This is a genomic window from Paracoccus isoporae (assembly GCF_900101865.1).
Taxonomy (GTDB): domain Bacteria; phylum Pseudomonadota; class Alphaproteobacteria; order Rhodobacterales; family Rhodobacteraceae; genus Paracoccus; species Paracoccus isoporae.
In genome coordinates, this window is the sequence record NZ_FNAH01000019.1 from 1 (window position 1) to 13,195 (window position 13,195).

8 protein-coding genes are annotated in these 13,195 nt (G+C 60.5%); 5 read left to right on the forward strand and 3 right to left on the reverse strand.

The window, feature by feature from the left end:
• Positions 1-201 precede the first annotated feature (201 nt).
• Positions 202-1,182 (reverse strand): Abi family protein, encoded by a 981-nt coding sequence (locus BLT73_RS16520; RefSeq protein WP_072702319.1) that lies wholly within the window; start codon positions 1,180-1,182, stop codon positions 202-204.
• A gap of 860 nt (positions 1,183-2,042) precedes the next feature.
• Here BLT73_RS16520 and BLT73_RS16525 point away from each other — a divergent pair.
• From BLT73_RS16525 to BLT73_RS16550, 5 genes are all read left to right on the forward strand, one after another.
• Positions 2,043-2,972 carry a DUF2493 domain-containing protein gene (locus tag BLT73_RS16525; RefSeq protein ID WP_090525676.1) on the forward strand — a complete coding sequence of 310 codons (930 nt, stop codon included), beginning with the start codon at positions 2,043-2,045 and terminating at the stop codon, positions 2,970-2,972.
• 538 nt (positions 2,973-3,510) lie between these two features.
• A complete protein-coding gene (locus BLT73_RS16535) occupies positions 3,511-3,717 on the forward strand; it encodes a hypothetical protein (RefSeq protein WP_090525678.1) in 207 nt (68 codons plus the stop codon).
• A 516-nt stretch (positions 3,718-4,233) separates the two neighbouring features.
• Positions 4,234-4,815: a helix-turn-helix domain-containing protein gene (locus BLT73_RS16540; RefSeq protein WP_065323582.1), complete on the forward strand. Its 582-nt coding sequence runs from the start codon at positions 4,234-4,236 to the stop codon at positions 4,813-4,815.
• Entirely contained in the window at positions 4,802-7,135 is a 2,334-nt protein-coding gene (locus BLT73_RS16545; protein ID WP_090525679.1) for a relaxase/mobilization nuclease domain-containing protein, read from the forward strand. The genes BLT73_RS16540 and BLT73_RS16545 overlap by 14 nt, the downstream gene beginning before the upstream one ends.
• A gap of 8 nt (positions 7,136-7,143) precedes the next feature.
• The gene (locus BLT73_RS16550; protein WP_090525681.1) at positions 7,144-9,123 is read left to right on the forward strand and encodes a type IV secretory system conjugative DNA transfer family protein; all 1,980 of its coding nucleotides are present in this window, start codon (positions 7,144-7,146) and stop codon (positions 9,121-9,123) included.
• A gap of 111 nt (positions 9,124-9,234) precedes the next feature.
• Here BLT73_RS16550 and BLT73_RS16555 read toward each other — a convergent pair whose 3' ends face one another.
• Together BLT73_RS16555 and BLT73_RS16560 are read right to left on the reverse strand one after the other, a co-directional pair.
• Positions 9,235-11,019: an ATP-dependent helicase gene (locus BLT73_RS16555; protein ID WP_090525682.1), complete on the reverse strand. Its 1,785-nt coding sequence runs from the start codon at positions 11,017-11,019 to the stop codon at positions 9,235-9,237.
• Positions 11,012-12,817 carry an ATP-dependent nuclease gene (locus tag BLT73_RS16560; protein WP_090525684.1) on the reverse strand — a complete coding sequence of 602 codons (1,806 nt, stop codon included), beginning with the start codon at positions 12,815-12,817 and terminating at the stop codon, positions 11,012-11,014. The genes BLT73_RS16555 and BLT73_RS16560 overlap by 8 nt, the downstream gene beginning before the upstream one ends.
• Between the last annotated feature and the right edge of the window lie 378 nt (positions 12,818-13,195).

A 13,195-nucleotide genomic window follows, 5' to 3' on the forward strand; every position in this document is an offset into this window, starting at 1 on the left:
GACTGCCATCCACAAAATGGCATCGAAGACCTGATGCCATGGCGCTTCAGGCTGCCGTCAAGCCTCGCCGCGTAGGGCCCCGGCGTCGCGCTTACATAAAGAAGGGCGCACGGGTCGCTGTGACTGACCTGCAACGCAGCTTTTCTGAACCGGCCTTTTGGGACATCGTGCGGCAATGTCGGATAGCAGGAAGTCGGCGGGTCAGTTCCAGATGGCCTCGTACTCCCAGCCCTCCGGGAACCCGGCTGTCTGCGGACGAATTTCGTAAGGGAGGTCTTGGGTCAAGATCTTGTCGCGAAGACGGATGTGCCACCTGGTGCGCGGATAATACTGCCGCAGCATGAAGATCATGATGACGATCGCGCTGTAAATCTTTTTCGTGGGCGCATCGTCCCCCATCCTGGGCTGGCGGAGGTGGTCGAGCTGTCCAAATGTCGTTTTTGGGGGAACCCCAGGGCTGTTAACCAAGGGCTTGTTCCACGTTCGGGCGTGATGTGCGCAGCTGTTGCGGACGTCATTGAGCGCTGTGATCCATGAAGCGAATGTCTTCATGGGGAGGTCCGGGTGAATACGCGCCGCGATTGCCATTTTGTTTTTGTCGGACAGGTGGGCGATAATGTGGGTCAGGTTGCCCCAGGTCCATGTCCCAGCCTCGATCCAAATCGGTGGAGGACCAAAGTACTTTAGTGAGAAGTGCTTCGCGAAGTCCTCTTTAGAGCTTCTGAAGTGCTGATCCAGTCCGGCTATGAAGAGCTCGAGAGGCGTGCTGCCATCTTCGCCCTTTTCGCTGAAGCGATCCTTGTATGAGCGTCTGTCGCGATGCGCATGTGGTCCCAGCTCCCCAAGGACTTCAATCATCGCGGTTCTAACCGCGATCTCGATGCGCTCAATCGCGTCCAGAAGCTCGATGCGCAAGGTTTTGTCGAAGAGATAGAAGTTGATAGCCTGATCGAAGGACGTACCCTCTTTGAACTTGTCGCATCGAACCTTCTGCTCCGTCTCGCCGTCTGGAGTTGGGATCGGGCAGAAGTCACGATAAGGATACCCAAACGCGCTGAGTCGGTAGTATCCGATGCGGTGCAGGGAGCGCTCGGCATGGCCTCGGTCAGGGATTTCCATACCCCTCATCAACATGATGTCGATGCATTCATCGATCGACTTGTGCTGCTTGAGGTACTTCAATGTTGATACGGCGATGTCCAGAAATTAGAAGACCGGGCTGTAACGAGGCGACTGAGGCCAGGTCAGGGAGCACCGGTCATAAGGCAATAATGTATAATAGTGTCCGCGCTGACGATGTCAACATTGTAGACGGGGCACCGAACGGTGAGGCAACGCGGGATGTCAGTTCGGTGCGCCGAGACTTGATCATGGCTGCGCTTTGCGGCCATTGGAGCCAATTACAGCGAACTTCCGCTACCCGCCCATTACATCGAATGCTTGGACAAGTAATCCGTATAGTCGGTAGCGGCGTCGCCAGCACATCAACCCTGGCCAGAGCCTTGCGGCCTCCCCAGCTCGGCTTCGCGTGTCGCAGGGGAGAACGGCCCTTCGGTCCGTCGCGCATTCGGCCATGCGGCCTCACCGCGGCGTTGCGCCCGGCATCCCGGTTTGCCCGCCTCGCGAGCACGTCCCTCCCCGGTCGCTCCGCCGGATTGCGCTCTGGTCTGTTTTGGCCTTAGGCCAAAACGATCCCGCCACTCCATCCGTCTCCCGCGTCCGGTCGGGCCGTTTGCCTGCTCGGGTCGGGCAAACCTACCGTCAAAACACACACACATGAGCGCGGAAGCATATCCTCCGGATGGCCCCCAAATCAGCCCGCGTCAAGGATCGCAAAACTTTTCGGCGAGGGCGGAGCCGGTGGCGCGGGGCGGTCCCGTGCGCAAGCGCGCGCAAGTGTCGGGTGCCGCGCGCGGAAAACTTTTGCGCCCGGCAAGCCGGCGGCTACGCCGTCCCTGACCCGGGCAGATTCGGAAACCAGGCATTCGGCCATGCCCCCACACTCACGTGGTGGCCTTGGAACCGAACACTGGAGACCAGACATGGCTTACGACACTGCAAACACCTACGAGACCATCGAACTTTTCGGACTGACTGAAAAGGACGCGCAGCTGCCGATCCCGGAGGATCACGTTCTGACCGACCACATCGTCCGCGAGAGCTTCGAGGCTTTGCTCGGCCAGCTGCGCGGGACCGGGCTTGAAGCAGAAATCGAACCGCTGGCCCATGGGCTCGCGACGATCCTGCAGCGCCGCAAGGTGGCACTCGGCAAGGAGGTCGACCGCACCGCCGACAAGATCGGCGCGCTGGCAAAATCCCACGACGGATCGGAAATCGCCGAGACCGCGCTCGAAGAGGCGCAGGCGCGCTTTGTGCAACTGCGCGAGATTGTGAGCGCCATCGAGGTGATGAGCGAGGCGGCGGCGGAATGCTACGAGATCGAGACGGGCCACGCCTACATCCCGGCAGCCGGATCGCGCGCAAGCGTCCGGGCGAAAGAGACCGGGGCGGTCTTCGAGGCGCGGCAGCTGCTGGAGCAGCACGACCGCGAGACTGCCGAGAAGTCGAAAGTCGAGGGGGTGCCCCTGATCGTCTCAGGCGCCACCGACTGGACCGATGTTGATGTGATCTTCAACACGCTCGACAAGGTTCGCGAACGGATCAAGCAGAACCGCAACCAGGAGATCTTCCTCTGCCACAAGGGTGGCAAGCACGGGGCGGAGATGATTGCGGCCCGGTGGGCCCGGGCACGCGGGGTCGCGCAGGCGCGCTTCGATCCGCGCTGGTCCGCGCACGGGCGGGCGGCACCGTTCAAGTGCAACGACGAAATGCTGGACGACAAGTTCGCGGCGACGGGGGTTGTACTCTTCGGCGGCAACGGGGTCGCGCTGAACCTCGGGCAGAAGGCGGAAGCGAAAGGTCTGACGGTCATGCGGGTTGCGGACCCGGCGAAGAAGGCTGCGCAGGATTGAAGAGAGGGGGTCGCGCTTGGCGCGGCCCTTTCGTCATGTCTCATGGCGCGTGCGGTCGGTCACGCGTGATCGGTAGTCTGCGGCGGCCAGCAGCGTTATCCCTCTACCCGGTCCGTCAGAGTGCGGCCCATCCGCATCGGTACGGGCTGGGGATGGTACGCACCTCACGCACATCGAAAGCAGCGCAATACGCGAGGGGTCGAGACGTCGCATATGAGGCTGAACACCTGCACGTCCCTCGGGGCGTGTTTCGGAACATCGCATCCACGCGGGCGGGCTCCGTCAGCACCCCGGCCAGGATCGGCGGGACGCGGACGCGGATGGTGGCGGCTGCGTGTTGGCAAGGGTCATCCGGATCACTCCTTTTTGCTCATAGATGTGGATCGCACGGGGTCGGCCCAATCGTGCCCTCAGCTCACGCTTCGGCAAGCACAAATACGGCTTCCACGGCTGGCCGCGGACCCTCCGCATTTGCGCTTGCGACCGGACCTGTTGCCCCCGTGCTGGGTGATCCCCATCGCAACAAGGAGTAACCCAAATGACCAACCACTACGTCGCCACCGTCCCCGTCAAGTTCACCGATACCGATGGCCAGGAGCGCACCCGTTTTCAGCGCGTGGGTGCGATGTTTCGCAACACCCGCAACGGGGATGGAACGGAGTTCTTCAGCCTCAAGCTCGACTTCCCGGTCGCGGTCTCGGAGCTGGTGATGTTCCCACCGAGCGCGAAAGATCCCCAGGACTAAATCCTCTGACGAGGATGGGCCGCCCCAGGACGATCTTGGGGCGGCCCGATCCCTGTTCCAGGGATGCCGGTCCCTGCGCGTTCAACGGACGCACTCCGCCCGGAATGATCAGGCCGCGACAGACCGGCCAGTCAGCCTCAAGGGGGCCATCCACAAAAACCTATCGGCCAGGGCCTCCCGGTTTTTGCGGCAGAGATTTGGGGATCCAAATCTGGCCCTCCTTGACCCTGCCTGTCCGCCCTGTCGGTGGGGTTTGCGCCCGCCCGCGGTTCCGTCCGAACACATGCGTGTTCGGCCAGAGCCTCGGGCGGGGCTGGCGGACGGGACCCCTGGGACAGGTGTCGCTTGGAGGTGAGGGCGGCAGAGCCGCGTCCCTGCGGGCCGCGGCGTGAAGCGGACACCAAGGCTGCCTGAGCCTGGATGCGACGTAAGTATATAATTGACAGCTTGGTATAATATCGTAAGGTAGGGGCAGCCTTGGTGGAAGGTGGCAGGAAATAGGGGGTCTTTCTTCGCATGTCGCGCTCAAAACGTCTCACAGATGCGGACCGCATGGAGATCGTTCGCGAAGCTGCGGAAGGCGTTTCCACTTCAGTGCTGGCGGAACGGTTTGGCGTTTCGGTGCGGGCGATCCAGTACACGCTCAAAGCCGATGCCGAGCGCCAGACGGATGCCGCAATTCCGGTCTCAGCGGTCAGTGTGAAGGTCACGGCTGCGGAGCTTGAGGCGCTCGACGCGGTGCTGGCGAAGGCGGGGATCGAAAGCCGGGCCGAGGGGCTGCGGCGGCTCATTCAGGCGGCAGGCGGGGTGTTCGTTCCGGACGCGCAGATGGCAGCTGAGATGGCGCGCTACCGCGCCTCGCTGCACGAGGTCGGCAATGGGGTCGCGCAGATCGCCAAACAGATGACGCAGGCCAATCGGCAAGGGCAGGGGGCCGGCTCGGAGTTCACCGAATTGCGCCTCGCACAGATGCGCGGGCTGGCGCGGTTCATCCTGGATTCCGCTGACGAGATCGACCTGCTCCTGCGCCGCCGTCGGGATGCGATGCAGCTGCAGGCCACGGCCGCGCTGAGGGAGTTTGCGCATGCAGCTGAATGATGCCGTCCATGCCGTCACGGGCGAGGTGTTTCGGGATGGCTGGAGCCGCGTCCGGGGCTCAATGCAGGGGCTGCACGTGGCCAAGCAGACCCAGCTTGTGCGCGCGGCAGCAGGCCACCGGCCAGCGGTCTTCAAGGCGATCCGGGGCGGGGGAACGCATACCAAATCGCAGCTCGCAAACCAGCTCGATTACCTCACCACCAAGTCCACCCATATCGTGGACAGTAGCGGGTTCTTGGATGGCAAGACGAAGCTCGAGGCGGGTGACATCAAGGATCTGACCGAGCGCTTTGCCAAGCGGTGGGATGCGGGCTTCAAGCCCAAGCTTGGGCAGACCACCCACATGCTCATGTCCTTCCCCATCGGCACGCGCGGGGAGGATGTGCGCGACATCGCGACGGATGTGGCCGAGCGGTTCTTCCAGACCGACGCGGGGCATTTCGACTACATCATCGCGGTGCATGAGGACCGCGATCACCCGCATGCGCATTTGGTGCTGAACCGCCGCTCGCAGGAAGGCGAGTTCTTCTTTCTGGGGCGCAACCACCGCTTCAACTATGACGACTTCCGCCTCGCCATGGTCGAGGAGGCCGAGAAGTATGGTGTACGGCTGGAGGCCACGCGGCGGGTGGATCGCGGCGTCGTGCATTACCCAGCCCGCACCAGCGAGGTTTACGCCGCGAAAGACGAGGGCCGCGCGCCCCGCGAGCGCGAACGCGTGGGGGCCGACTTGACCCGGACGCTGGCGGAGATCGCCAACACCAGAACCGTCTACCATTCGCTTGCCGCGGAGGCTTCGCGTGAAGCCCGCGAGGATATTGCCGCGGCACTCTTCCGCGCGGGCGAGGTGCTGGCGCATGGCGGGCAGGTGGACCGAACAGGAGATGTGTATATGGCCGAGGATCAAAGCTTCGAGGATCTCAGAAGCCTCTATGCGGAAAAGCTCGCGCGGGTGCAGGGCATGATCGCCGAGAAGTCTGACGCGGAACGTCCCGTGCTGGAAAAACGCCTCATCGAGATCCAGACGCAGGTCCAGCACATGCAGCCTCTCGGTTTGCGATCGAGCACGCTGTCTGAGGTGCCGTCGGAGGGCGGGGTCTACTCAGAGGCGAATATCGACACCAACCAGCTAGAACGTCTTGCCGAGCCAGGCCTGCGCTCACGGATCGACGCGGCCCTGCGCGGCACGGGGATCAGCACATCCGAAGTGGTGGCCCGGATCGAGACCGGGGCCTCGAGCGCCGCGCTGGAGCATCAATGGATCGCAGATGATCTCTCCAAGGTGGCCGAGGCGCGCGATCTGAACCTCGAACGCCGCGCCGATCTGGAACAGGCGCGCGACATTCTCAACGATGTGCATGTCACGCTCGGCACGCTCTTGGAACGGGAGAACGTGCTGCGCCGGGATGGCGTCATGGAAGCGGAACCGGTCAGCGAGCGGTTCCATTATCACCGGGACGCGGTGCGGGCGATGGAAGGGACAATCCGTCAGGAGATGCGCGCAGACGGCCTGACAGCGCAGCAGATCGAGGACCGGGATTGGGAGGTTGTATCGCGAGCGGAGCGCCGGATCGAGACGGAGCAGCGCGCGTATCTCGAAGCACACCCGGACCTGCTCGCACGCCCCGGCGATGTGATCGACCGGTCTGAACCCTACAGGGAGACCATCACCGATGCGGCCCGCGCCAGCGAGATCACCCGCGAGGTCGACCGGATCATGGAGGGACGCGACGTCCGCACGCCCGTTGCATATGCTGTCACGGATGACTTGCGCGCGCGCTATCCGGACATGCCGTCCCATCTCGCCCGTGGGCTCGGCGCGACCTATGCGGCCGTCGTCGAGATACGCGACACGGAGGTCATCAATCAGGTCCGCCGCGAAACCGAGATGCGCGAGGGGCTTGGGGTTGGCACGCGCGACGCACTCCTCGCAGCCCGCGGTGAAACTGCGCCGCAGTCTGACCGTACCGACCGCCTCGCAGACGAGATTGCGCGTGTTCTGGACCATGAGCGGGCGGGGGAGTTGTCCGCGCCTTTCGAGACCGAGGCGGAGCGGGACGCTTTCCGAACCGAGATCGCGCGGGTGCTGGATGACCGTCAACTTGAGCGGCTCACATCCGGCGATGCCGATGCGCTGGACAAGGTTCTCGAGGACCGCCTCGACCGGCTCTATGTCGCCAAGGTCTACCTGCAATCCGATGCCGCGACGGCCAACACGGAGGCCCTGCGCCAGGTGGTCGATGATCTTGCCGACACCGAATATGAAAAACACCGCGCCACAGACGTGGATGGCGAGACCGAGCGGGGACAGGTCCATTGAGCGCGCCCATGGGAAAGGCGCGGATCGCGACCGGTGTCTTGTTGGTAACGCTGGTGACCGCCGCCATGGGCTATACCATCGCCTCGGCGGTGCTGACCTACCAGGATCTCGGCTTCGGGGCAGAGATCGACTTCGCCTATATCGCGCAGAACTATCTGGCGATCCTCGATCGCCGCCCCGAGGACGCCCAACTTATTCACCTGATCGTCGGCAGCTTCGCCGCCGCCGGCCTGATGCTGAGCCTCGCCCTCTCGGGGTCAGCTCTCACACGCTTTGGCCAGACCCATTGGCAGTCTGCGCGCGAGATGAAGGCCAATGGCTTCTTCGGGGCGCCCGGGACCGGGTTCATCCTCGGCAAGCTGGGGACGCCGGGCTCCCGCGCCAATTACATTTGCTCCAAGGTCTTCCCGCATGCGCTGATCGTGGCGCCCACGGGCCGCGGCAAGACCACGGGCTTCGTCATTCCGAACCTGCTGACCTGGCAAGGCTCTGCCGTGACGCTCGATGTGAAGGGCGAGTGCTTCGAGGCCACGGCCCGGCACCGCGCAGCCCAAGGCGACAAGGTCTATCGCTTTGCCCCCACCGATTGGGAGGGCAAGCGCACGCATCGCTACAACCCGCTCCTGCGCATCTTTGAGCTGAAAGATCCCGCGCGCCAGCAGATGGAACTGCAGCTCCTGGCGACGCTGTTCCTGCAAAGCGACAATGACCGGGTGCAGGGCCTCCTCAAGGGCGGGATCGATCTCTTCGTGGCGGCAGGGCTCTTGGCCTTCCAGCGCAAGCGTCCGACCTTGGGCGAGATCTACCGCATCGCCGCCTCGGGCGGAAACAAGCAGAAGGAGTATTTCGCGCGGGGCCATGAGGTGGACAACAGGGCCGCCAAACTGATCTTCACGCGGCTGGCCTCGACCAACAACGATACGCTGACCTCTTATGTTTCGCTCCTGATGACCTCGGGGCTCGATCAATGGCAGAACCCGGCCATCGACGAGGCGACGGCGGTGTCGGACTTTGATTTCCGAACGATCCGCAAGAAACCCTTTTCGGTCTACCTCGTGGTCCAGCCGCTGATGGTGAAACCATTGGCACCACTGATCCGGCTCTTCTTTTCCGATCTCCTCTCCGCCATGCAGGAAAAGGATCCCGGGCCAGACGAGCCGTGGCCAGTGATGATCATGCTCGACGAGTTCAACCGTCTCGGCAAGATGCCCATCGTGGTCGAGAGCATCGAGACCCTGCGGACCTATCGCGGCCACCTGGCCGTCGTGACACAAACCATCCCCGCCCTCGATGAAATCTATGGCGAAAACACCCGCCGTGCGCTGCAGGGCAACGCGGGCGTGAAACTCTATCTCACGCCCTCGGATGAGAAGACCGTCGAGGAGCTGAGCAAGGCGGTTGGCAAGACCACGAAGACCGTCATCACGCGATCCCAGTCCATCGGCAAAAACCCCTTCGAAGGCCGTAGCCAGTCCACCCGGACCGAAGAAAGCTCTCTCCTGCCCGAGGATGAGGCGCGCCGCCTACCGCTCGATGAAATCGTCATGGTCATCGACGCGCAAATGCCGGTCCGGGCCAAACGGATCCAGTACTTCGACGATCGGCTGTTCAAGGCGATCCACGCAGCACAGACGGGCGAATTGCCGTTTCCGGAGCCGGGGGGCGGGGGGTCGCAGGGCAATTTGCCGTTGAGTATGCGCGCCATGCCGATGACGCCGCCAGCTGACGGTTCAGGCGGATCCGAGGCCGACGTTGAGGCCGCGCGCCAGACTGCTGATGGCCAATCGTCAGAGCAAACCCATCTCGCCCCAAAGAAGACCGCGCCCGTCGTTCAAGCCGTCATCGCCGAGGAACAGCGCCAGATGGAGATGGATTTTGCGGTGCTGGTGCCTTCTGATGATCTGGCGAACGAGGAGGGAGACGAGCAGTTAAGGACCGCTTTGGCTGGCTTGGGCGAACTGGAGTCAGCCATGAATGAGAGGCATTAAGAAGTTCTGGTACCTTTCAGATTCGAGGATTTCTGGAGGTAGCGCGGAGACTTTGACATCGTTGAGGACGAGATTGGCAGCACGTTAAACTTGCCACATTGGGAAAAAAGTTCACTCTACCTTCAATCGATTTTGAAGTTCTGTCACAAAAGGCGACGGGCGTAAGTTAGAATGCATGATATGTACTTCTGATTTTGCCCGCGTAAATCCCACGTAGAAGAGACGCCGAGCTTCCGACTTCTGTGACGCAGTGGAGTTGTTTTTTGGAATGCTCCCCTGATCCATGCCAAACATGATGACGATCGGAAACTCTCGACCTTTGGCACTGTGAAGTGTCGAAAGATGTAGGCTTTCGTTCCCCTCGCTTTGGCCGGCGAACTGGGCGACAGTCATATCTGCACAATCCTTGCCTGCTTGGGTGCGCACGATGAACGTGTCCAGAGTTTCTCCCTCGTCTTTCATCGTGCGGCACTTGACCATCAGGTCTGTGATGATTGCCGCGCGAACATCTGACAACCATTGTCTCAGTGCCAAGGTGCCATCGCGCCGCGACCAAAGGCAGTCCATTAGCGCTCGCTGGAAGGCGAGGCGCGACTCTGATGTGTTGATCTCTTCAGCGAACAGGCGTGCGCCCTCATTGACCAGCTGGTTGAAACGCGGTGTTCCTGTTTGCCATCCGCCCGAACACCATTTCGCGCAGCTTTCCAGCCAGCGCATCAGGCGGCTCGCACGAGGATAGATTGCGTTCGTGTCAGTTCTGATAACTGACAAGCCGATCTGCTGGGCTACTTCAGCAACCTTGTCACCCAGCCAAGCAGCGGGGTAGAGGAAAGCGATGTCTCCGGGTTCCAAATCCGGATGTCGTTTCGCGATGTCAACGATGACTGTCCTGAATGCCTCTGCAGCCTGGTGTTCGTAGCTGCCTTGCTGAGGGTGAAAGTAGACCGTGCCTTCCTCCGCACCTTCAGCCGCCTCGTAGTCTCGCGCTTCGCCAAGCGCAAAATTTGATGCCTCGACAATCTTCGATCCGGACCGGTAGTTCAGCCGCAACCGTACGCACTCGACATCTTTTCGAGCCGCCAGCTCGCGGAGAAGTTGAGGGTTCGCGCCGTTGAATTCATAGATCGACTGGTCGGCATCTCCTACCGCGAACAGCCGCATGCCGGTGCTGAAGCAGAGGCCCATGACCATACGATGGAGCGCCCGTCCGAGGTCTTGGTATTCATCGACGATGAGGACAGGGTACTTGGCGAGGATCGCACGTTGCAGCCATTCATGCTCGCGTAGGGCCCTTACAGCGAGAAGTGGCATATCGTCAAAGTCAATTCGCCCCATCGCTCTGAGCTCGGCTTCAAAGGCCTCCACCAATGTGGCCATCGAAGGATCGGTTTCACGCCATTCTGTGCTGTTTCTATTGAGAATGGATCGGCGGTAAGTTCCCATTGTGAAATCAAGCAGTTGCGGATTTTCGCGCTCGCCGATCACCTTCTTGTACGCTGTCTCCAATGCCTGACGTCGTTCCGCGCGGGTTGCTATGCAAAATTCATCGGGAAGGCCCATATCGGCCGCTTTGGCATATGGAAGGACAATCTGCGTCAGGGAGAAGGAATGGACCGTACCGACAAAAGCTCTTCGTCCGGGCTCTATGCCGAGCGCGGCGAGCCTAGTTTCCAGCTCCCGTGCGCATTCATTATTGTACGTGATGCACACGAGGCCTCGTGGTTCCTGAATGTCTTCGGACAATAGGCGTGCCAGCTTGACGGTTAGCGTTTTTGTCTTCCCGCTACCTGGCCCTGCAAGGACAACACAGTGTCCCTTGGATTCGTAGGCTGCCCATTGTGCAGGGTTGGCCCGTAGAGCTTCGGCGGCTTTCAGATAAATGGACGCGTCAGACACGTTTCACCACATACTGGATAGCATCTTCGAGGTAGCGCGGTGGCTTGCGTCCCTTGATCTTCGAGGCAAGACGTTGAGCGAAACGCCCCTTGCCGACCCCATCGATCAGATTGAGCAACTCGTCTTGGTCGATGCTGTCGTGATCGGCAAGCCAGCCATCAATCTGCGCCTGCCGCGCCTTGCTCCATTTTTCTTCATTGAGGGTTGCTAGAATGTCGTCAGCGAACCCTCCTTCGTACAGATCGGTTTCAAGGGTCCGGATGTTGGTATAGATGCCAAAGTCCTCGAAGCGATCAGCGAGGTCGTCTTCATTCTTGTTTTCGGCAATATCTTTCAGTTCTTCGGCGAGCGCTGTTGAAATTTTTTTCGTTCTCACGCGCTCGATCGCCACAGCGAGTTTGATGCCCCGATTCACGGCTAATGGCTTGCTCTTCGGCATCGGGTCCCAATCTGTGATGACCGAGAAGGGGATGTCCAGCGCGGTCAGGAACTTTGCGTATGGCATAAAATTTGTCCCCGCGACCGAGCAAACGGTTATTCCGAGCATATCGAGCGAATAGCCAAGTGCCTCAGCGAAGAGTGGCACAAGAAACTTTTCGGCATCGCCTTCTACCAAGATGATGCCGCGCGCGAAAAGCATCTCGGCGCGCGTTACATCCAGATACCGCGCCAGATCTTCAGCCTCGCCTTCTGTCAATTTTATCGATGCAGTAGAGCAGCCGACCGTGCCCTCGTCAGCTTTCTCTTTGAGCAGAAGAATTGAACGTAGCGGAGCCACGCTGGCGATATGCGGGGAATGAGAAGTCAGTAGCACTGACATCTGTTTTTGCTGGTCAGGGTTGTCGACCGACTGGAAAAGGTGACGGTAGACTGATCGCTGCAGATGTGGATGAAGGTGGGCTTCAGGTTCTTCGATGGCCAATAGTGTGTGATCTCGATGGTTCTCGGAAATCAGTCTGCTCAGTTCCAGCGCTTTGAGGCTCAGGAACATTATGTTGGCCGAGCCAAGGCTTGCGTCGTTGATTGTCCGTCGGCCGTCATCGATCAACAGTCTTATGTTGCGATACAGGCGTGTGACATCGGTTGCACCAAAACCCAGACGCGGTGTCACATCCTGCTTTGGGCCACTCATGGCGGCAAAGAGTTGGCCGAGGTTTTTCTCAAGCTCACCGACGCTCTTGAACGCCGTCAGCTTTTCAGTTGCCTCTTCGATAGCTTCGCCGATCTCATCAAGGTCTGCCTGGTTGATGCCGGCAAAAGCTTCTTCAATGAGCGGGCGCAGCGGCGACCGTCGCCAAGCTGCCAGATCACCTTCTGCGTCACGAAGAGCTGGTAACAGGTCCATTGTCAGGCGGCGGCGGAGGTCATGTCCGAACCGTTTCGTCTCGCTTTCACCGCCGAAGCAAATGAATTCCAAATCGTCGTCCGATGCCGGCGCATGGCCCAGTCCCGGTCGGGCGCGACATTCGTAGGTCAGGCGGACCGTATCCGGGTCATCGTCGAGGCGGAAGTCCGTGAGTAAGGCCAGGATATCGAGGTCGGTGTCAAATTCTTCGATTTCGACACTAATGACTATTTTGTCATCCACTTCAGGGCCACCAAGGCCGTCCCAGAAATCAACGAGGCCAAGTTGCCGCGCGCTGTCAGGTAGAGAGGGATCGAAAAGCAACCTGAGGGCGTGCATCAGGTTGCTTTTGCCAACCTTGTTTTCACCAACCACAACGATATTCCCATCGAGGGCCACGTCCAGCTTCGAAAAGTTCCGGAAATTCTCAATCAATATTCGTGAAAGATGCATTTTTGCTCACTCAACATAAAAAAAGACAGGACGCCTGCAGCGAGAGCCAGAAGCAGTTTGCAAATTTGGAGGACGATCCGCGACTAGGTAAACTCGAAGGAAAAACTCTAGAACAAGCTTTCCTGCTCCGAGTACTCAGCGACAGCATCTTCCTCGAACTCGATGCCAGACATGGCGCCCAAGTCCGTGACGATCCTCACCAGGTGGTGCGCGGTGTTCAGCTCCCGCCAGCCAGTCGCGTGGTAATCCTCCCCTTTTTAACGGGGCGTGGCTGTAGAATTCACGCGGCCATTTTCAGCTTCATGGCGGGTGTGATCCCGCCGTTGCCCATGTTGGGACGTTCGTTGTTATAGGTCCAGAGCCATTTGGTGGCGGTCC